Below are 20,723 nucleotides of genomic sequence, written 5' to 3'. Positions count from 1 at the left end.
CGCGCCCGGGTGCATGACGGACCGGCCCCGCATGCCCCGTCTCGCGCCGCTGGCGGACAGGGTGGCTGACAGGCTTGACGCCCTGCGCGGCAAATCCCTGCGTGGGCTGCGCATGCCGGGACAGCGGCCCCACAGGAACAGTGTCGAGGCCACGGCCGCCTATCGGGCGTCACGCACACGGCTGGTTTCCCCCCTTATGCGGCGGATCCTGCTGGTCAATATCCTGCCGCTTGCCCTGCTGGGTGTGACGCTGCTGTTCCTCAACCAGTTCCGCAACAGCCTGCTGGGCACGGAAGTCACGGGCCTGCGCGAACAGGCCCGCATTTACGCGGGCGCGCTGGGGCAGAGTGCCGTCCGCAGCGTTCACGGCCGCGCGGCCAACCCGGCCGACAACGGCTACGTGCTCGAAACCTCGCTGGCCCGCCCGCTGGTGCAGCGCCTGACCGAGCCAAGCCCCACCGCGCATGCCCGGCTGTTCGGGCCGGATGGGCGGCTGGTGGCGGACAACCTGATCGATGTTTCGGACACGCAGGACCTGCCGCTGCCCCCGCCGCCAATGCACCACCATGCCCGGACCATTCCCTTCCCCCCGTCCATGCAGCCCGGCCTGTACGAACGCTTCCTGACCTGGCTGTGGTCCAGCCACAATCCGCAGATCATGACGCTGCCGACCGATGAGGAAGATATTCCCGACCGGCCACCGGGCCCCGGCGGACCGGGTGGCCCCGCAGGACCGGACGGACAGGGAGGCCCCGGCGGGCCGGGTGGACCCGGATGGATGGGGGGGCGGGCCATGCCCGAAAGCACGCCCCGCCCGCTGGCCGAAACCCCGCCCTACATCCGCCGCACCGCGCGGGGGCGACTGCTGATTACCGTGGCCGAACCCGTGATCCATGACGGGCACACGGTTGGGGTGTTGCAGCTTACACGCGTGGCCTCGCAGGTGGACCGGTCCCTGTTCGCCATCCGCTCCACCATTCTGTCTCTCGTGTTCATGGCCCTGATCCTGACCGTTCTGCTGTCATGGTACCTGTCCCTGACAATCGCGCGGCCGCTGCTGCGCCTTGCGGCCTCCGCCCAGATCATGCGCGATACGACCGGCCGCACGGGTACCGTGCCCGCCCGCCTGCTGGCCCGGCGCGACGAGATAGGGGATGTGGCACGGGCCCTGCAGGCCAGCGCGCAGGCATTGTGGAAGCGTATGGACGCCATCGAACGCTTTGCCGCCGATGTCAGCCATGAAATCAAGAACCCGCTGTCGTCCATTCGTTCGGCGATCGAGACCCTGCTCAGGATCGAGGACCTGAACCAGCAGCGCCGCCTGCTGACCATTATCAACGACGATGTCCGCCGTCTGGACAGGCTGATTACCGATATCTCCGACGCCAGCAGGCTGGACGCGGAAATGTCGCGCGCCAAGGCCAAACCGCTGGCCATTGGCCCGTTACTGTCCGTGCTGGCGGAAATCCACCAGGCCACCCGGCAGGACGGCCAGCCCGTGATCGTGACCGATATCCACCACGACACACCCGAACGCCCGCTGGAAGTTCTGGCGGTGGAAGACAGGCTGGTTCAGGTTCTGCGCAACCTGATCGGCAATGCCATCTCCTTTTCCCCGCCTGACGGGCGCATTGTCCTGCACGCAGCCCCCAGCGGCACAATGGTGAATATTTCCGTCTCGGATCAGGGGCCGGGCATTCCGCAGGGCAAGCTCGATTCCATTTTCGACCGGTTTTATTCCGAACGTCCCAAGGACGAGAATTTCGGCCAGCATTCCGGGCTGGGCCTGTCCATCAGCCGCCAGATCGTGGAAGCGCTGCACGGCGCGATCAACGTGGAAAACCTGCATGACGGCCACGGCCATGTCAGCGGGGCGTGCTTTACCATCCAGCTTCCCCGCGCCCCGGCTCCGCCCGCACCAAGCCGCCGGACCTGACACCCGCCGCTGACAGCGCGCGCCACCCGGCACAGAATACCAGACACGGCAGGGCAGGTAAGGGCGTCAAGCGCACCCATCCGTCACGCGGCGCAGGACAGGACCACGCGCTCCTCCCTAAAGGGGGGCTTCGTCGTCCTCATGCGTCTGGACCACCAGGTCGAACGCGATGGCAGGCACACCCGCCCCCCTGTTTTTAAGCCATATCAGGGTCAGAACGGGGGAGCCGGAGGCAAAATAGTGCCTGAAAGCCGGAAAACAGGCCCGAAAGCCATCCGCATCGCCAATAATACAGACAAGCTGGGTGACATCGCGCAGCGCGAAACCATGGGCCGCCAGCAGTTCCGCCCCGATATCGAACGCCGCCCGGCACTGATCGACCATATCCAGGGCAGCGCCCGCCGGAGCCTGCAAGCCGCTGACCACCAGCCCGTCATGTGTCTGGCTGACACGGGGGCCCGTCGGCTGGGACCGGCCCCCACGGGGGCGGCCCGCGCGCGCCTTTTCCAGATGGGGTGCCGGCGCATGGGCAATATGGGCGTCATCCTGCTTGCGCGGCACGTTTCGTCTGTCTGTCATCACGGAAGCATGATGTAAGCGAGGAATGACCTGACCGCAATTTTTCTTTGCGGATGAAGACGATATTTATTCCCCCAAAGGAACGACCGCCCTGCCCTGAAGTGATGACTGATTTGATGAGAAAGCCTTCTCACGAGACAGAGAATCGCTCTACAGTGCTGCGTCGTCCCGGGGGGTGACACGGTTCTGGCGCACGCGCCCCGACCGCACCTTCCTGACCCATGGAGAGGAAAGGCCGTCAATGTTTTCGGCGGATGACACGCCCGCGCCACGCCGCATTCTGCTGGTTTCCGGCCTGTCCGGGGCGGGCAAATCGTCCATATTGCGGATTCTGGAAGATCTCGACCACGAGGTCATCGACAATCCGCCGCTGGGCATGCTTGACGATATTGTGGCCCGCGCGGAACGACCGGTCGCCATTGGCGTGGACTCGCGCACCCGTGGGTTTGACGCGACCGCTGTGCTGGACGCCGTAGCCAGGCTGCGGGTCAACCCGCATCTGCGGGTGGAACTGATCTACGCCACAGCGGATGAAAACGTGCTGCTGCGTCGCTACACGGCCACGCGCCGCCGCCACCCGCTGGCCCTGCATGGCAGCATAGCCGAGGGAATCGAGGCTGAAACCGCCCTGACAGCCCCCCTGCGCGCCGCCGCCGACCTTGTGATCGACACCACCGACATGCCCCCGCCGGAATTGCGACGGTTTGTGGAAAGTCGGTTCAGCCCGTGGGAAGGCGGGGGCAGCGAGGGCCTGACCGTGGCCCTGATGTCCTTTGCCTACCCGTCCGGCCTGCCGCGTGAGGCCGATCTGGTGCTGGATGCGCGTTTTCTGCGCAACCCGCATTACGTGCCGGACCTCGCCCCCAAGACCGGGCTGGATGCGGATGTGGCGGCCTATGTCATGGCCGATCCGGACTATGCCCCGTTCCTGGACCAGATCCACGCCATGCTCCAGCTTGTGCTGCCGCGCTTCGTGCAGGAAGGCAAGAAATACGCCACCATCGCCATAGGCTGTTCAGGTGGACGGCACCGCTCTGTCACCATTGTCGAGGCATTGGCCGCACGCCTTGCAGCCCCGGACGGCATGGGGGCGTATCAGGGCGCGGGGCAATGGCCGATCATGATCATGCACCGCGAACTTGCCCGCCAGGGCATCAGTTCATGGCGCTGGGCCAGGAAACCGGTGGAAGGTTTCAAGCCTGATCTGCCCCAGCTTTCAGCGGGCTGAAAACAGCGGAGCAAAATCCGCAGGAACACGCCGGCAGATTTTTCACCGCACATGAAAACAGGGGAACGCCCAGGGTAAAGTTCAGGCATGCCCCGTCTGGGAACTCAGCCGGGCAGGATCGATCCGGATCGACGCAAGGGCGCGGCGCCATTTGGCGGTCTGGTCCGTGCCGAACAGCAGTTCCCGCGTGGCCGGGGCGACCAGCCATGCATCATGGTGCAGAATTTCCTGTTCCAGTTGCCCAGCCGCCCAGCCGGCATGGCCCATGGCCAGCAATGCGTCACGCGGTCCCTGCCCCACGGCAATATCCTTGAGCACATCCATGCTGGCCGTGAGCGTGACGTTGGATGTCACACTCAGGCTTTCCTCCCCCTTCCAGTCGGAGGAATGCAGCACGAGCCCATGGCCTTCATCCAGTGGGCCGCCTGCACACAGCCCGATGCGGCGCAGGGACGGCACGGGCTGGATATGAAGCTGTTCGAGCAGTTCGGCCAGGTCGGGGTGGGGCAGACGGCGGTTGACCACAAGCCCCATGGCCCCGCCCTCGGTCGTGTGGGCACAGAGATAGATGATGCTCTGGGAAAACGGTGTTTCCCCCAGCATGGGGGTTGCCACGAGCAGCATGCCCGCAAGAGAGACGCCATCTTCCAGCATGGCATTGGCGCAGAGAGCTGAATGCAAGGATGTCATACCAAAAAATATGAGGTCTTTAACGTTTTTGACAAGATTACAGCCGTAATTTCGGGCCATCCTGTAAGCTTTACAGCACGGAACCCTTGCAGCAGGCATGCCTTATGACACTTCTCACGCATTTTCTCGACGCTCTGGACAGCTACCAGGTTACCGATGGCCAGAGCTTCAAGCTCAGCGACCATGACCCGAACGATGACGGCCATCTGGGCCTGAACAAGCAGGACGGGAAAAAACTGCTCAAAAAGGTCAAGGGCCTGCTCCAGACCCTGCAGGAACTGCTTTACGCCAACCAGACACGTTCGCTGCTGATCGTCCTGCAGGGTATGGACACCGCCGGCAAAGATGGCACCATCAAGCATGTGATGTCCGGCGTGAACCCGCAGGGGGTGGCGGTCACGTCCTTCAAGCAGCCTGGCCCCACAGACCTGCTGCATGGTTTTTTATGGCGTATCCACGCTGCGGCCCCGCAGGCCGGGCGTATCGTCATTTTCAACCGCAGCCATTACGAGGACGTTCTGGTCACGAAAGTCCACCCCCAGCTGCTTGAGAACGAACATCTGCCCTGCGCCACCAACACCCCCGAATTCTGGGACGGGCGCTACAGCGACATCCGCCATCTGGAACGCTACCTGACCCGCCAGGGCACTGTTGTGCTCAAGTTCTTTCTTCATATCTCGCGCGAGGAACAGCGCGAGCGCCTGCTGGCCCGGCTGGACATACCCGACAAACACTGGAAATTCTCGCCCGCCGACCTGCGTGAACGCGAATTCTGGGATGATTATCGCACCGCCTACCAGGACGCCATTGCCAATACCGCCCGCCCTTATGCGCCATGGACCATCGTGCCTGCCAACCATAAATGGTACGCAAGGCTGGTGGTGATCGGCAGCATTATCCGTGCCTTACGCGGGCTGCACCAGGTCACACCCAAACTGGCCCCGGAAATCGCCAAGCAGATCGACGACTACCGCACCGTTCTGCACAACGAAAAACAGACGAGCCATTCGTAACAGTCCGGGCCGACCTGTGTGCGGGCCTGCGCCCGTTCGCCTCCATGCCATACTGGCACGCACAAAGGCAGGCACGAGGGCGGCTGCATGAGGCAACGCCCCCCCTGCCACTCCTTTCATCACTGGTGAAATAGCTGTTTTCTCGCCCCGTCCAGCAGGACCGGACAGGTCACGCAACGGACGAAAAAGCCGTGACAAACAGGTCAGGCATATGTGAGGCGATACCAAGGTTAGCCCGGGCTGGTATCGTCACTGCGCAACAGGGATAGGGACAAGAAACAGGCACAATCCGCCCCGCAATTTGACATTGCCCAGAGGGGCGGCCATGGCTTTTGTGTCCTGTTTTACATGCACAGTCAGGCTTGCCCTATCATGACAGAATTTTTCCGCCCCCGCCCTGCCCCCTGCACCCCGGTCGATACGTTCCGGCAAGGGCGATCCACAAAAAGCCTGTCCCTGCCTGCAATCGGCCTTTTGACGGGTGTGATGCTTTCCCAGGCGGTCATGCCTGCAGCGCTGGCCCGCCACCACAGACATCGGGACGAAACAGCGGCAGCACCCACCAACGTGGCGGCCAGTTGCGACAATGCCGACTTCCAGGCCAAGCAGCAGGCATTTGAAAACGGTGGCCCCAAGGGCGATGTCGCCGTGCATATCTGCGGCACGGTCGTGGCCGTGGCGGCCCGTTCAAGCCAGACCCGCAGCGGCATGCATGGCTATTTCTATGTTGCCGTGGCTCCCAACATTTCCATCAGGATCGTCACCAACCTTGATGAAATGCACACACCCGCATGGCCCTGGGTCAGCAAGGGCGACACAGTGGACGTAGTTGGACGATATTACTACGATTCCTACAAAAGCCAGGGCATTGACTGGACCCATCGCGGCACGGGCCGTTCCTGGCCGATCCCCGGTTCTGTTACCGTCAACGGCACGAAATACGACTAGAACCGCCTGTTGCCGCCGTGCCCGGGCATGACGGATGCGCATTGCGGTGCCGCATCAAATGCCTCCCAAAAAAACGGTCGGCCAGAATATTCTGGCCGACCGCTCTTTTTAACGCTGGGCAGATAACCCCCGGAACCGCTTAGTCGGCGGCTTCTTCCTCCCGTTCGCTGCCCCGCTCGTCTTCACCCGAGCCCAGAGCTGTGGCGCTGTTGTTTTCAACAATATCAAAAGTCAGCTCGCCATTTTTAAGGCCGATCTTGACCGCCCCGCCCTTGGCCAGACGGCCGAAGAGCAGTTCTTCCGCCAGAGGTTTCTTGATCGACTCCTGGATGACACGCCCAAGAGGACGCGCCCCATACAGCCGGTCGTACCCCCGCTCGGCCAGCCATTCCTTGGCTGCGGACGACAGTTCGATCGTCACGTTGCGGTCGGCCAACTGGGCTTCGAGCTGCAACACGAACTTCTCGACCACCTGCCCCACGATCTCCTGCGTCAGATGCGCGAAGGGAATGATCGCGTCGAGCCGGTTGCGGAATTCCGGCGTGAACAGGCGCTTGATCGCTTCTTCATCCTCACCTTCGCGTACCTTGCGGCCAAAGCCCACAGCCTCCTTGCTCATGTCGGACGCACCGGCATTGGTGGTCATGATCAGGATGACATTACGGAAATCCACCGTCTTGCCGTTGTGATCGGTCAGCTTGCCGTTGTCCATGACCTGTAGAAGCACATTGTACAGATCGGGATGCGCCTTTTCGATCTCGTCAAGCAGCAGCACCGCATGCGGGTGCTGGTCGATCGAGTCGGTCAGCAGCCCGCCCTGGTCGAACCCCACATAGCCGGGCGGAGCACCCAGCAGGCGCGAGACCGAATGCCGTTCCATGTATTCGGACATGTCGAAACGGATCAGTTCGATACCCAGAGCCGTTGCAAGCTGACGGGCCACCTCTGTCTTGCCGACCCCCGTAGGGCCGGAAAACAGGTAGTTGCCGATCGGCTTTTCCGCATCGCGCAGGCCGGCACGCGCCAGCTTGATGGCAGCGGACAGCGCATCGATCGCCTGATCCTGCCCGAACACCATGCCCTTGAGATCACGCTCGAGCGAGCGCAGCACTTCCTTGTCATCGGCGGAAATGCTCTTGGGCGGAATGCGGGCAATGCGGGCGATAATGTCCTCTACATCCTTCAGGTTCACCGTCTTGCGACGGCGGCCTTCGGGTTGCAGCATGCGCGAAGCCCCCACTTCGTCGATCACGTCGATCGCCTTGTCGGGCAGCTTGCGGTCGTGGATATACCGCGCCGACAATTCCACCGCGCCACGAATGGCTTCATCCGTGTAGCGCACCTTGTGATGCTTTTCGTAGCTGCCTTTGAGGCCGCGCAGGATTTTCACCGCATCGTCGATTGTGGGTTCAGGCACGTCGATCTTCTGGAACCGCCGCACAAGAGCACGATCCTTTTCGAAGTGCTGGCGGAACTCGCGGTAGGTGGTCGAGCCGATGCAGCGCAACGTGCCCGCCGCCAGCGCCGGCTTGAGCAGGTTGGACGCGTCCATGGCCCCCCCCGATGTCGCACCGGCCCCGATCACGGTATGGATTTCATCGATGAACAGAATGGCGTGCGGGTCCTGATCCAGTTCGGTCACGACCGCTTTCAGACGTTCCTCGAAATCGCCCCGGTAGCGGGTTCCGGCCAGCAGGGCCCCCATGTCCAGCGAATAGATGGTGGACTGCAACAGCACATCGGGCACGTTGCCTTCCACGATCCGGCGGGCCAGACCTTCGGCAATGGCGGTCTTGCCCACACCCGGGTCGCCCACATAAAGCGGGTTGTTCTTGGTGCGGCGGCACAGGATCTGGATCGTGCGTTCGATTTCCGTATCGCGCCCGATCAGCGGATCGACCTTGCCTGCTGTCGCCTTGTCATTGAGGTTGACGCAGTAGGTCGACAGCGCGTCCTGGTTTTTCTGGGGTTTGCTTTCCGTGCTGCCGCGTTCGGGTTCCTCGCCCTTGTCCGCACCAGACCCCGTGCCGGTCCCCGTGACCGGGCGGCGGGTGGACCGGTCGGGCGCCTTGGCGATCCCGTGCGAGAGAAAATTGACGGCATCCAGCCGGGTCATGTCCTGCAACTGCAGGAAATAGACAGCATGGCTTTCGCGTTCGGCAAACAGTGCCACAAGCACGTTCGCCCCCGTAACCTCGTCCCGGCCAGTGGACTGAACATGAATGGCCGCACGCTGGATAACGCGTTGAAATGCTGCCGTCGGCTTGGGTTCGGTCGGCCGGTCGGACGCAAGACCCGCCAGATCCTTGTCAAGAAAGCCGGTCAGATCCGTTCGCAGGCGGTCCAGGTCGACCCCGCATGCCCGGAACACCGTGACGGCATCCGCATCATCAACCAAGGCAAGAAGCAGATGCTCAAGCGTCGCATATTCATGATGCCGGTCCCCGGCCAGAATAAGTGCCCGATGCAGCGTCTGCTCCAGATTGCGTGACAACATGACGAGACGCTCCTTTCCTCAGGCTTTACCGACGTAGCAGAAGCATGAAGCGCCACGACCGGATGCCCTGATGATATATTTGGCCGCTTCGTCAGGAATTGCGAGTCATAAGCGCATAAAAATTGTCACATACGCTTTTGGGAACCGGAAAATGCTGGCCCGGCTCAGTCTTTCTCTATCGTGCATTGCAGGGGGTGCTGGTTCTGGCGGGCCAGATCCATGACCTGGGACACCTTGGTTTCCGCCACTTCATAGGTAAAAACGCCGCACACCCCCACGCCACGCTTGTGGACGTTGAGCATGATATCGGTCGCCTCTTCCCGGTTTTTCTGGAAAAAGCGCTCAAGCACATACACGACGAACTCCATGGGCGTGTAGTCGTCGTTGAGCATGAGCACCTTGTACATGGCAGGCTTGCGGGTCTTGGGCTTGGCGCGCACCACCACGCCGATATCCGCGTCCTCCCGGTCCGACTCCGTACCGTCGCCCCCACGCCGCGACGGCCCATTGCCCGTATGCAAATCAGGATAACGACGCGAGACCATAACGGTAGAACTCCAAAAAACGGGTTTTGATACAGGCCCTTCTTTTCCATCATATTGGAAAGCGCAAGCCGGATAAAAGGCCGACCAGACCTGAAACGACCGTAAAATCCGCCTCAGACCGGCAGAAATCGCCATATTTGTGCCATATAGGACCTCAACATGTCATGAACAAACTGTTGTGCGACGATCCGCATGCCACCTCACGCCGCTCGAGTTTTTTGCAGTCGCGGCCTTGCGATTCTGAACAACAGACGGAATAGTGCTTTGTAGTGAGCAGGCGGGGGTAACAGTGGCGAAAAAACACGCGTGTGGGTGGACACCCCGACGGACTGACGCAACAGCCGCGAAAACGCAGCGCGCATCCCGGACATGGCTTGGCCTTCTGGCTGGCATTGCGTTCAGCAGCGTAACCCTTGGCACGGCCCATGCCCAGTACGCCGGGCAGATCAGTTCCATCGTGGTGGACGCCAATACAGGTGCCGTTCTCTCCCAGGCCGACCCGGACCTGCGCCGCTACCCTGCCAGCCTGACCAAGCTCATGACCCTGTACATGGCGTTCCGCGCCCTCAAGGCCGGAGCCATCACGCCGGACCAGACCGTGCCGGTCTCCATCCATGCCTCGACCATGGAACCCTCCAAGCTGGGGCTGGTGCCCGGCACGCATCTGAGCGTTGAGGAAGCCGTTCTGGCGCTGGTGACCAAATCCGCCAATGACGCCGCCTGCGCTCTGGGCGAACTGATCGGCGGTGGGGACGAGCAGCAGTTCGCCGCCATGATGACCCAGCAGGCCCGGTCCATGGGCATGACGAACACGACATTCCGCAACGCATCGGGCCTGCCGGACCCCGAACAGATGACCACCGCCCGCGATCTCGCAACGCTGGGCCGCAGGCTGATTGCCGATTTCCCCGAATATTACCATTACTTCTCGACCGAGTCCTTCCGCTTCCACCGCCGGATCATTCCCAACCACAACCCGATGCTGAAAGCCTATGCGGGGGCCGACGGCATGAAGACCGGCTACACGCAGGAAGCAGGCCACAACCTCGTGACATCGGCCATACGCGAGAACGTGCGTCTGGTCGGCGTTGTCATGGGGGCGTCGAACAATGCCGTGCGTTCGGTCGCCATGGCGGACCAGCTCGACCACGGTTTCGACGCTGAAGGTGTCGCACCTGTGGCACGCCCGCTGCTGCTGGCCCATGCCGGCTCACGCGCTGCCGGTCGTGGCGGACGCCATGCCCTGGTCATGGCCGCGGCCCGCCACCGGCCGCTTGAAGTGGCGGAAGCCCCCACCCCGCGCGCCGTCCGCCACGGGCATGCCGCCGTATCCGCCGCACATGGGCACCATGTGCGCCTGGTGGGTGCGAAGGTGCATGCCATTTCCACCGCTGGCACGCACCGCGTCACCGCGCGGCATTCCGCCTCCAACCGGACCTGACAGCCTTTTCCGCCCTGCCTGACGGCAGGGCCGGTTCTGCCATGGTCACGTTTTCAGGCCGAAAACGGGTTGCCTTTATGGCTGGCCATCTTCATCTTTGCCGCCTTGCAGAAAAACGCGCCGGCACGGACGGCGTGACGACAGATGAGACGGAGAGCAGGACATGGCGGCCAGGGGCGGTATCGTTATCCATACTGAAGAAGACTACAAAGGGCTGCGCGCCGCAGGCCGCCTCGCCGCCGAAACGCTGGACATGATCACCCCCTACGTGCGGCCCGGCATGTCCACGGGGGAACTGGACCGCATCATTCATGACTATACGCTGGCCCACGGCGCCACACCGGGGCCGCTGAATTATCGCGGCTACCCCAAGTCCTGCTGCATTTCCATCAACCATGTGGTCTGTCATGGCATTCCCGGCGAGCGGCTGCTGCAGGAGGGCGATATCGTCAATATCGACGTTACGCCCAAGCTCAACGACTGGTTTGGCGACACCAGCCGCATGTACACGGTGGGCAAGGTGGCCGTGAAAGCCGCCAAGCTGGTGAACGCCACATACGAAGCGCTGATGCGCGGCATAGAAGTCGTGCGCCCCGGCGCGACCCTGGGTGATATCGGCCATGCCATTCAAAGCTATGCGGAAAAACAGCGCTATTCGATCGTGGAGGATTTCTGTGGCCATGGCATTGGCCGGACGTTCCATGCCGAACCCAACATCCTGCATTTCGGCCGACCGGGAGAAGGGCTGAAACTCAAGGCTGGCATGGTGTTCACGATTGAGCCCATGCTCAATATCGGCAAGCCGGAAGTCAAAATCCTTGAAGACGGGTGGACCGCCGTAACCCGTGACCGCTCGCTTTCCGCGCAGTTCGAACACATGCTGGCCGTGACCGAGACAGGCTACGAAATCTTTACGCTCTCGCCTGCCGGCTACACCTGCCCGCCCTACCCCACCGAAGGATAATTGCCATGAACGCCAGGCCCGCAAGACCGGCCCGTTTTGTTGCGGGCCTTGCGTTCACAGCCCTGTTAGCCGCCCTGCCGCCGGGCCTTGCACTGCCGGGTATGGGATGCGCCGGGAGTAGCGCGGCTTTTGCAGCCAGCGCGCCCGCAACCGTGCCAGAAACCGTACCAGCACCTGACATGTCCAACCCCGACCCGCTGGCACTGGGCCCGGCGCAGGCGGCGGGCTACACCCCCCTGGCCCCTGCTGTGGGCCAGCACGGCATGGCCGTGTCGGCCCAGAAGCTTGCCTCGGCCGTAGGGGCGCGCATTCTGGCTGAAGGCGGCAATGCAGCCGATGCCGCCGTTGCCATGGGCTACGCGCTGGCCGTGGTGTACCCTGCGGCCGGCAATCTGGGCGGGGGCGGGTTCATGCTCCTGCGCGAGCCCGGAAAGCCCGCCGTTTTTATCGATTTCCGCGAAAAAGCGCCACTTGCCGCCACGCCCGACATGTATCTGGACAGCAAGGGCAACGTCATACCCGGTCTGTCCACCCTGGGCTGGAAGTCCGTCGCGGTACCTGGCACCGTGGCCGGGCTTGAAAACGTACAGAGCCGCTGGGGCCGCCTGCCCCGCCATACAGTGATGGAACCGGCCATTGCCCTCGCACGGGACGGGTTCGTTCTGGGCGAAGGCGATGTGGAACTGCTGCATACCTCCACGCAGGCTTTTGCCAAAGACCCCTACGCCCGCACCATTTTCCTGCGCCCCGATGGCAGCCCCCTGCAGGTGGGCGACAGGCTGGTGCAGACAAACCTGGCCCGCACGCTGGAACTGATCGCCCACGACGGTGCCGACGCCTTTTACAAAGGCCCCATAGCCCGCACCGTGGTCGATGCATCGCAGCGCGGTGGCGGCATTCTGCAAATGGCCGATTTCGCGGGCTACCACCCGCGTGACCTGCCTCCGCTGCAATGCAGTTACCGTGGGTATGTGGTGGAAACCGCCCCCCCGCCCAGCGCCGGGGGCGTGGCCCTGTGCGAAATGCTCGATCTTCTTTCCGGCTACGACATGCACGCACTGGGCCTGCACACCGCCCCGGCCCTGCAACGCGAAATAGAAGCCATGCGCCACGCCTATTCGGACCGGCGCGACCTAGGCGACCCGGCCTTTGTGCAGAACCCGGTGGCCCAGTTGCTGGACCTGTCCTATATCGCCGCCGTACGCGCGCAGATCCCGACCGACCGGGCCGTGCCCTCCGCTGCGCTCAAGCCCGGACAGGCAACTCCTGAAAAGCTCGAAACCACGCAGTTTTCGGTAATCGACAAAAACGGTTTCGCCATTTCCACCACTTATACGCTGAACGGCTGGTTCGGCGCGAAGGTCATGGCGGGGGATGCCGGCTTTTTCCTCAATGACGAGATGGATGATTTTTCCATCAAGCCCGGTGCTTTCAACATGTTCGGCATTCCCGGCAGCACGGCCAACGCCATCGCCCCGGGCAAGACGCCGCTGTCGTCCATGGCGCCCACCATTCTCTCACGCGGGGGCAAGCCCGTGCTCGTGATCGGCAGTCCCGGCGGGTCGCGCATTCCCACCATTGTGCTCTCGGTCGTGCTGGGTGTGGTGGATTACGGGCTGGATATCCAGCAGGCGATCGACCTGCCCCGCCTGCATGAACAATGGCTGCCCGAGGTGGTGGAGATGGAATCCGGCGCGCTGAGCCCCGACGTGCAGCAGACGCTGGGCCGGGAGGGCTACCGTTTCACGCCTCATGCGCCATGGGGTATTCCCGAAGGCATTCTGGTAGGTGGCCCCCGGCTGGGTGTGCAGGGCAGCGCGCGCTATTATGGCGGGTATGACCGCCGCCACCCCGGTGGGGGTGCCGTGGGCCAGTAAATACGCCCCGGCCAGTTCTCTCCCGCAACGGCCCGGCCTGCGCAGGAAAAATACGGACGACGGCGACAATGCGCACCGGTATGCGACCTGCCAGAGCGGTATTTACACCGGGGGAAGCAGGCAGAGCTGTTCGGCCTGGGCTTGCGGGGCGCACAGGGCCGATACCGTAACCCCCAGCAGGCGCACCGGGCTACGCAGGGGATGAAGGCCACGCAGCAGTTGCAGGCTGGCCTGCTCCAGTTCCGCCCCGCTTCTAATCGGCTGCATGACCGAACTGCTGCGTGTGATCTGGGTAAAGTCCGCATGGCGCAGCTTGAGCGTAATGGTGCGCCCCGAAAGCCCGCGCTTTTCGCAGCCTGCCCAGACCCTGGCCGCCAGATCGCGCACCGCATGGGCCAGATCCGCCTGAACGTGCAGGTCCTGGTCGAAGGTCGTTTCCTTGCCCAGCGATTTACGGGGCCGGTCGGGGTCCACGGGGCGGTTATCCTCCCCCCGGGCGATGCCGTAATAAAATGCGGCCGCCTTGCCGAAATGCTGGGCAAGAACGGCCAGCGGACAGGCCCGCAGGTCCGCCCCGGTCTGAATACCCAGCGCATTCATGCGCCGGGCCGTAGCGGGACCCACACCATGGAACACCTTGACCGGCAGGGTGGCCACAAAAGCCTCGCCCCTGCCGGGGGGGATAACGAACAGCCCGTCGGGCTTGCGGTAGTCGGACGCCAGCTTGGCCAGGAACTTGTTGTAGGACACCCCGGCAGACGCCGTAAGCCCGGTCTGCTGGGCAATAAGAGCGCGGATTTCCTGCGCAATGGCGGTGGCCGACGGCCGTTGCACCAAAGGCTGCGTGACATCCAGATACGCCTCATCCAGCGAGAGGGGCTGCACCAGCGGCGTGAACCGCGCGAAAATGGCCTGAATCTGGGCCGAAACCGCACGATAGACCTCAAACCGGGGTGGGGTGAAAACAAGGTCCGGGCAACGCCTGCTGGCCAGCAGCGACGGCATGGCCGACCGCACCCCGAACGCCCGCGCCTCGTAACTGGCTGCTGCCACGACGCCACGTTCCTGACAGCGACCAACAGCGACGGGCAACCCCCGCAGGGCAGGATTGTCACGCTGTTCGACGGATGCGTAAAAGGCATCCATATCGATATGGATAATGCGGCGCTGGCTCGTCGTCATGACCATACGCCATAGCACAGCCCCGCCCATTCTGGAACAGAATGGCAACAGACAAACAAGCCCCGACAATCGACACCCCACGGCGCGGCCATGGACAAAGGTTTGCCCGCACCTGCCCCGCGCGCTTTTGTCAGTCTTTACCCGGACCCTCTGCCCCGTGGCTGTGGGGGTCAGGCACGTGTCGCATCGGCCATATATGCAACGCGCGACAGGCTTGCGGGGGCAGCCCCGGCCAGCCCCATGTCGTGCCAGCGCGAGAGGGAAAGCGCCTGCGGGTAGGCCACCAGCGCTCCGCGCCCCCGCTCATCCATGCGCGACACAGGTATCCGCGACAGGGGCATACGCGCCACATGGTGCGACAGCCAGTACCCCGCCCCCGCCAGACACGCGCCCAGGGTGGCAAGGGCGCTGACCATGCGCGCGCGCAGGCCCCCAAAGGGCAGGACGTGCCGCAGCACGGCATGCATTTCGGCCTCGCGCTCGTTCTGCCCGGCGGCCGTGGCCAGCAAAAGCGCGTATTCTGTCTCGGTAACGGCCAGCGCGCTGCCCGAGCGAATATCCAGGCGTGGCATTTCCAGGGCCGCGATATCGGTCATCGCTTCATGAAAAGCCTGCGAAACCGCCATGAACTCCCGCCTGAAACACGGCAGGAACAACCCCGCCGCAGTGCCTGACGATGCTGCGCCACCGCGCGACGACCGCCCCCCTGCCCCCAGGCAGCGGTCGGGCATGTTATGCCCCGCAAGGCGACGGATAGCCCATACTGTCAGCCGTTCGCTGGCGGGCAGGTCGGTCAGGAAAACGGGTGAATCTGTCATGGCGTGTACTGGAGGCGGGTAGCCTCCATCCCCCTGTTCTGCGATATCACCCTTTTATTGATAATCATTCTCATTTGCAACAAAGAAAATGACCCCGCATGGGCTCCGCTGGGGCCTGACCATGTTTTTTCTTTCCTTGCCGCAGGAGTTGGGGCAGTACTCAGCCCATGTCCAGCCTTACATCCCTAGCACTGCCGGTGCTGCGCCAGTTCGATCCCGAAAAAATGCATGAGCTCGCGCTCGACGCCCTTATGCTGGGCGTGGGCGTTCCCTTCCGCCGCCCGGAGGATGACCCCGCCCTGGCCACGCGCGCGCTGGGCATGCGGTTTTCCAACCCCATCGGCATTGCCGCGGGATTCGACAAGAACGCCCGCGTGCTGCGCCCGCTGGCCCGGCTTGGCTTCGGCTTTGTGGAAGCCGGAACCGTCACCCCCCGCCCGCAGGCGGGCAACCCCAGGCCGCGCCTGTTCCGGCTTGAGGAAGACAGGGCTGTCATCAACCGCATGGGGTTCAACAACCAGGGCATAGACCGTTTCGCGGTCAGGCTGGCACGGCTGGCACGCCCCCTGCCATCGGGCAAGGGCGGGGGTGCCGGGGTGCCGGTGGGGGCCAATATCGGCATCAACAAGACCGGGGCCGACCCGGAACGGGACTATCCGGCCCTGGTGGCGCGCGTCAAACCCTACGTGAACTATGTCGTGCTCAACGTCTCCTCGCCCAATACGCCGGGCCTGCGCGGGTTGCAGGACGCAGCACGGCTGAAGGGTATTCTGGACGCGATAACCGCCCGTCACCCTGATGACTGCCCCCCCATTCTGGTCAAGCTGGCCCCCGATCTGGAAGACGACGCCATTCCCGCCATTGTGGAAGCCGCAATCGCGGGCGGGGCAAGCGGACTTATTCTGAGCAACACCACGCTGGCCCGCCCGTCCCACCTGCAAAGCCCCAACAGGGGCGAGGCCGGTGGCCTGTCGGGCCGCCCGCTGGCCCCGCGCGCAACCGCCGTCCTGCACCTTGCCGCCAGGGTGGCCGCCGGACGCCTGACGCTGGTGGCCGCCGGCGGCATAGAGACCGGGGCCGATATCCTCCAACGGATTCGCCTGGGGGCCGATCTGGTTCAGGTCTACACCGCCTTCGCCTATGAAGGCCCGGCCCTTGTCACACGGCTCAAGCAGGAAATGCTGTCCATCATGCGTCAGGAGGGTATCGAAACCCTGGCCGATCTTCGTGGAGCAGACCTTTGAACGCACAGCTTCCCCCCACCCTGCCCCTGCTGAACGGGCTTGCGGACCTTGCCCCGCATTATGACGGCTATATCGTGGACCTGTGGGGCACGGTGCATGATGGTGTACGCCCGTTCGACGGCGCCGTGGCCTGCCTGCAGGCCCTGCGCAAGGCAGGCAAGCAGGTCGTGCTGCTGTCCAACGCGCCGCGCCCAGCCCATGTGGTAGCCAGCCAGCTTGAAGGATTTGGCGTATCCACCGCGCTGTATGACGGGATCATGACCAGCGGGGAGGAAACCCACCGCCTGCTGCGTGAACGAACGGACCCCTGGTTTGCCCGCCTTGGAGGCACCATGCTCCATATCGGCGGCACGTACGACCAGGAACTGTACGACGATCTGGGGCTAAGACGCGTAACATCCGCGCGGGAGGCGGATTTTGTCATGAATACCGGCCCGGACCTGGACCGCGGCGTGGCCTCGCTGGACCCCTACCTGCCCGAACTCCAGACCTGCCTTGCCCGGGGCCTGCCCATGATCTGCGCCAACCCGGACATGATTGTGGTCAAGGGCGGGGTGCGCCAGATCTGCGCGGGCGCACTGGCCGCATCCTACGCCGAACAGGGGGGCGATGTCTGCTGGATCGGCAAGCCGTATCCGCGCGTGTACGAACCTGTTCTGTCCATGCTGGACATGCCGCGCGAGAAAATTCTGGCCATAGGCGACGCACTGGAAACCGATATCAAGGGGGCGGCCGCAGCCGGGGTGGACAGCCTGTGGATTCTGGGCGGCATTCATCAGGAAATGATCGGGAACGACGCAAATCTGGCCACGGCGGAAGCCCACGCGGCGGGCCTGCGCCCTGTCGCCGCCCTACCCCGCCTAGTCTGGTAGCACAGCCCCGGCAGGGGCAAGAAGGCAACAGGGGACACGCACGCTCGCACCGGCCCTGTTGGGAGCCTGGGCTGCCGTCCCCTGACGGCTGGCCCCCTTTACCCCCGTGCGGTTCAGAAATCCGGCAGGGTCTGGGCCAGCAAGCCGCCCTGACGCAGAGGGGCCACGCGCATGGCAAGGCCCGTGCTGTCATCGGTTTCGACCATCAGCCCGCACAGGGTCGCTTCCCCTTCCGCGGGCTGGAGGCGTTCGGTCGGCATCTTGCGCACGAAACGGGTTATGGCCGGTTCCTTCACCATGCCGATCACGCTGTCATAATCGCCGCACATGCCCGCATCGGTCTGAAACGCCGTGCCCGCCGCCAGAATGCGGTGATCCGCCGTGGGCGTATGCGTATGCGTGCCCACCACGAGCGAGGCCCTGCCGTCGAACATATGCCCGAAAGCCCATTTTTCGCTCGTCGCCTCGGCATGGATATCCACCACCACAGCCTGCACCGTGCCCCCGGCCGCGACCGCCCCCATACGGTGACGGGCCAGCAGATCCGCGACACAGCGGAACGGATCGTCCAGCGGGTCCATGAACAGCCGTCCCATGACATTGACCACCAATGCGCGGCGTCCGTCCGCCAGGTCCACCACCACGCTGCCCTGCCCCGGCGTGCCGGGCGGATAGTTCAGCGGCCGGACAATACGGGGTTCCGCGTCGATATGACCGATCAGATCACGCCTGTCCCAGGAATGGTTGCCAAGGGTAATGACGTCCACCCCGGCTTCGAACAGCGACACGCCTATGGCGGGTGAAAGCCCGAAACCATGGCTGGCGTTTTCCGCGTTGACCACGACAAGATCCAGGGCCAGAGCCCGACGCAGCCCGGGCAGGCGGGACATCACGGCTTCGCGCCCGGTCCGGCCGACAACATCGCCTAAAAACAGAATTCTCACACGCGGGACTTTCTCTGGCAGTACGGCTTGTCAGTCAAAACAGAGGGTCTCCTTGTCAGTCACGATACAGGGAAGAGGCTGGTCATGCGGCCCGGCGGGCAGGGACTCCACCTCCTGGGTGGAGGGCGCATATCCTATGCGCGCCACATGCGGCATGGCGGCCAGCGTGCGGTCATAGTAGCCTCCCCCATAACCCAGCCTGTTGCCAGCCCGGTCAAACCCCAGCAGCGGCACCAGCACCATGTCGGGCTGCATGACCGGACCATCGGGCACCTGCGTGCCGAACCGTCCGGCCAGCATGGCGCAGCCCGGACGCCATTGCCGGAACACCAGCGGGTTTCCGCGCGGTGGCGTTTCGGGCAGCACAACGGTTGCGCCATTCAGGTCCAGCCAGTGGCACAGGGGGCGCAGGTCAAGCTCGTGCGGCAAGGGCCAGACACAGGCCACGACAGCGCTCGCCCTGCCTGGCTGCGGAGCGATAACCGGCGCATAAGGCACGCCGGGTCCGGACGCCCCGGCCGGCGGAGCCGCGCCAGAGGCGTGCATGGCGGAACCGCCGTTCGGCTCCGCCCCGGGTAGCGGCAGGGCAAAAAGCTGGCTGCCGAGCAAAATTTTCAGATTGGTCAGAACGCCCGCATCCTGCCGCGTGTCACGCGCGCGCAGACTGGCCACGCAGCGTTCACGCAGCCGGGCCTTGTGCCGGGCGATTTCGGGTGGATCGCCGTGATGGGGGGATAAGTGCGGAGCCACCATGACCGTGGGTCTTTTCAACCTCCAGGACCTGCTGTTGCAGGTGGGCGCCGGATAATGTGACCAGGGCCACAACAGAGCCAGCTCCCTAGGAAGTGCTTATCGGCCCAGGGGATGACATGCCTCACGCGTCGGGCAGCCCCGCATCCTCTATGTAGGCGCGCTCCAGTTCGGCTGCAAGGGTTTCCGCACGTTCGGCCAGATCGGACAGGCGGGCGGCCTGCAACGCGCGTTCGGCCCGCATGCGTTCGGCTTCGTGTGCGGCTTCAGCCGTGGCTTCGGGCAGGCGGTTGCTGGCCAGATCCTGAATTTCATCGGCCATGACCAGAGCGGCCAGAACCAGCAGGCGGCTCTCGCCCGTAAAACCCTGGTCGCGCATGCGCTGGACGCGACGTTCCACCTGCTGGGCCATGACCTGCACGTGGCGTTCCTGGCCGTTTTCGCAGCCCACCGTATAGCTGTGACCGTTGATATGCACGGAGACAAGCGCCATGGTTCAGCTCTCCCCCACGGGTTGCGTGGTGCCCGGGATGGGGGCCGTCCGCTCAAGGGCTTCCTGCACGCGCAGGATCAGCGCATCGACATTGGCCAGCAGTTCCTGCCGGTCCGTGTCGCCCCGGCTTTTTTTCTGCCTGCTTTTTTCCAGAACGAAAGAAATGCGCTGCAGGGCGCGGTCCAGCCGGACCACCGGGTCATCCGTGGCGGAAGCACCGTGCTGCATGACACCCGTGCCGGTCTTGTCGGGGGAGGAGTACGGCTGCACGACTTGATCCTGCATTCTTTTTCCCTTTCTGTAAGGCAGGAATCACCTGCAAACGCGATGGCGTCAAGCATGCCTATGGAAAACAAGCCATTTTCACGCCTTTCTTTTCTGCCCCCGCACCTCTTCACCATTGCCGACAGTGCCGCAGGGCTCACGGCCATACGGGCGATGGAGGCCGTGCGGGCGGAACGGACAGCGCCACCCGCAAGCCCGTTGGCAAACCCGTTGGCAGGCCCGATGGCAGGCCCGTCGGCCCCCCACCCGCTGGCAGGCCCATTCCTGAACGCGGCAGGGAACCCGCCGGTGCCCGGCACGGTATGCATTCCCCCACCCATGCCGGGGCACCCCCCACACCACGACGCCACAGGCCCGAGTGGGCCCCCCCCCCGGCACGGGCCGCGCCGCCGGCGCCCCGCCCGGCGCGCGGCACGC

The 20,723-nt window shown here is 63.9% G+C and carries 18 protein-coding genes, 1 other RNA gene and 2 pseudogenes; 10 read left to right on the top strand and 11 right to left on the bottom strand.

The features are described 5' to 3' along the window. Positions 1–13: 13 nt before the first annotated feature. Positions 14–1,936: a stimulus-sensing domain-containing protein gene (locus tag ABF990_RS06460; protein ID WP_415490705.1), complete on the top strand. Its 1,923-nt coding sequence runs from the start codon at positions 14–16 to the stop codon at positions 1,934–1,936. A gap of 117 nt (positions 1,937–2,053) precedes the next feature. Here the strand turns inward: ABF990_RS06460 and ABF990_RS06455 are convergent, their stop codons facing one another. Then, entirely contained in the window at positions 2,054–2,515 is a 462-nt protein-coding gene (locus ABF990_RS06455; RefSeq protein ID WP_415490706.1) for a hypothetical protein, read from the bottom strand. 241 nt (positions 2,516–2,756) lie between these two features. Between ABF990_RS06455 and rapZ the strand changes: the two genes are divergently transcribed. Continuing rightward, positions 2,757–3,743, top strand: coding sequence for an RNase adapter RapZ (rapZ, locus tag ABF990_RS06450; RefSeq protein ID WP_415490707.1), 987 nt, complete (start codon positions 2,757–2,759; stop codon positions 3,741–3,743). Between the two features lie 81 nt (positions 3,744–3,824). On the opposite strand, the gene ABF990_RS06445 is transcribed toward rapZ, so the two are convergent. Further along, a complete protein-coding gene (locus ABF990_RS06445; protein WP_415500357.1) occupies positions 3,825–4,433 on the bottom strand; it encodes a YqgE/AlgH family protein in 609 nt (202 codons plus the stop codon). A 104-nt stretch (positions 4,434–4,537) separates the two neighbouring features. Between ABF990_RS06445 and ABF990_RS06440 the strand changes: the two genes are divergently transcribed. Continuing rightward, positions 4,538–5,446: a polyphosphate kinase 2 family protein gene (locus tag ABF990_RS06440; protein WP_415490709.1), complete on the top strand. Its 909-nt coding sequence runs from the start codon at positions 4,538–4,540 to the stop codon at positions 5,444–5,446. A 486-nt stretch (positions 5,447–5,932) separates the two neighbouring features. Further along, complete coding sequence (locus ABF990_RS06435; protein WP_415500361.1) at positions 5,933–6,394, top strand: hypothetical protein; 462 nt, start codon at positions 5,933–5,935, stop codon at positions 6,392–6,394. A 139-nt stretch (positions 6,395–6,533) separates the two neighbouring features. Here the strand turns inward: ABF990_RS06435 and clpA are convergent, their stop codons facing one another. Together clpA and clpS are read right to left on the bottom strand one after the other, a co-directional pair. Next, the gene (gene clpA / locus ABF990_RS06430; protein WP_415490710.1) at positions 6,534–8,891 is read right to left on the bottom strand and encodes an ATP-dependent Clp protease ATP-binding subunit ClpA; all 2,358 of its coding nucleotides are present in this window, start codon (positions 8,889–8,891) and stop codon (positions 6,534–6,536) included. A gap of 164 nt (positions 8,892–9,055) precedes the next feature. Further along, positions 9,056–9,436: an ATP-dependent Clp protease adapter ClpS gene (gene clpS, locus ABF990_RS06425; RefSeq protein WP_415490711.1), complete on the bottom strand. Its 381-nt coding sequence runs from the start codon at positions 9,434–9,436 to the stop codon at positions 9,056–9,058. Between the two features lie 289 nt (positions 9,437–9,725). On the opposite strand from clpS, the gene ABF990_RS06420 reads away from it, so the two are divergent. The 3 genes from ABF990_RS06420 (at position 9,726) to ggt (ending at position 13,718) form a co-directional block, all read left to right on the top strand. Next, positions 9,726–10,877, top strand: a complete 1,152-nt coding sequence (locus ABF990_RS06420) for a D-alanyl-D-alanine carboxypeptidase family protein (RefSeq protein WP_415490712.1) — start codon at positions 9,726–9,728, stop codon at positions 10,875–10,877. 163 nt (positions 10,878–11,040) lie between these two features. Beyond that, complete coding sequence (map, locus tag ABF990_RS06415) at positions 11,041–11,841, top strand: type I methionyl aminopeptidase (RefSeq protein ID WP_415490713.1); 801 nt, start codon at positions 11,041–11,043, stop codon at positions 11,839–11,841. Positions 11,842–12,020: 179 nt separating this feature from the next. Next, positions 12,021–13,718, top strand: coding sequence for a gamma-glutamyltransferase (gene ggt, locus ABF990_RS06410; RefSeq protein WP_415490730.1), 1,698 nt, complete (start codon positions 12,021–12,023; stop codon positions 13,716–13,718). A 102-nt stretch (positions 13,719–13,820) separates the two neighbouring features. Here the strand turns inward: ggt and dinB are convergent, their stop codons facing one another. Together dinB and ABF990_RS06400 are read right to left on the bottom strand one after the other, a co-directional pair. Further along, a complete protein-coding gene (gene dinB / locus ABF990_RS06405) occupies positions 13,821–14,900 on the bottom strand; it encodes a DNA polymerase IV (protein ID WP_415490714.1) in 1,080 nt (359 codons plus the stop codon). Between the two features lie 170 nt (positions 14,901–15,070). Continuing rightward, the gene (locus ABF990_RS06400) at positions 15,071–15,718 is read right to left on the bottom strand and encodes a hypothetical protein (RefSeq protein WP_415490715.1); all 648 of its coding nucleotides are present in this window, start codon (positions 15,716–15,718) and stop codon (positions 15,071–15,073) included. Positions 15,719–15,885: 167 nt separating this feature from the next. Here ABF990_RS06400 and ABF990_RS06395 point away from each other — a divergent pair, with 167 nt between their 5' ends. Both ABF990_RS06395 and ABF990_RS06390 read left to right on the top strand, forming a co-directional pair. Continuing rightward, a complete protein-coding gene (locus ABF990_RS06395; RefSeq protein ID WP_415490716.1) occupies positions 15,886–16,962 on the top strand; it encodes a quinone-dependent dihydroorotate dehydrogenase in 1,077 nt (358 codons plus the stop codon). Further along, complete coding sequence (locus ABF990_RS06390) at positions 16,959–17,834, top strand: TIGR01459 family HAD-type hydrolase (protein WP_415490717.1); 876 nt, start codon at positions 16,959–16,961, stop codon at positions 17,832–17,834. Before ABF990_RS06395 ends, ABF990_RS06390 begins: the two co-directional genes overlap by 4 nt. Positions 17,835–17,947: 113 nt before the next feature. On the opposite strand, the gene ABF990_RS06385 is transcribed toward ABF990_RS06390, so the two are convergent. The 5 genes and pseudogenes from ABF990_RS06385 to ABF990_RS06365 all read right to left on the bottom strand — a co-directional run bounded on the left by ABF990_RS06385 (position 17,948) and on the right by ABF990_RS06365 (position 20,306). After that, complete coding sequence (locus ABF990_RS06385; protein ID WP_415490718.1) at positions 17,948–18,778, bottom strand: TIGR00282 family metallophosphoesterase; 831 nt, start codon at positions 18,776–18,778, stop codon at positions 17,948–17,950. Between the two features lie 30 nt (positions 18,779–18,808). Further along, the gene (locus ABF990_RS06380; protein WP_415490719.1) at positions 18,809–19,531 is read right to left on the bottom strand and encodes a 5-formyltetrahydrofolate cyclo-ligase; all 723 of its coding nucleotides are present in this window, start codon (positions 19,529–19,531) and stop codon (positions 18,809–18,811) included. Continuing rightward, a non-coding RNA gene (ssrS, locus tag ABF990_RS06375) (6S RNA) lies at positions 19,518–19,673 on the bottom strand. Before ssrS ends, ABF990_RS06380 begins: the two co-directional genes overlap by 14 nt. Positions 19,674–19,790: 117 nt before the next feature. Further along, positions 19,791–20,021, bottom strand: a pseudogene (locus tag ABF990_RS06370) (cell division protein ZapA); the annotation flags it as partial. A 3-nt stretch (positions 20,022–20,024) separates the two neighbouring features. Next, positions 20,025–20,306 carry a hypothetical protein gene (locus ABF990_RS06365; protein WP_415490720.1) on the bottom strand — a complete coding sequence of 94 codons (282 nt, stop codon included), beginning with the start codon at positions 20,304–20,306 and terminating at the stop codon, positions 20,025–20,027. 60 nt (positions 20,307–20,366) lie between these two features. Between ABF990_RS06365 and ABF990_RS06360 the strand changes: the two are divergent. Then, positions 20,367–20,723 (top strand): annotated as a pseudogene (locus ABF990_RS06360) (hypothetical protein); the annotation flags it as partial.

Source organism: Acetobacter sp., assembly GCF_047723915.1.
Lineage (GTDB): Bacteria > Pseudomonadota > Alphaproteobacteria > Acetobacterales > Acetobacteraceae > Acetobacter.
This window is presented reverse-complemented; position numbering and strand designations above follow the sequence as displayed.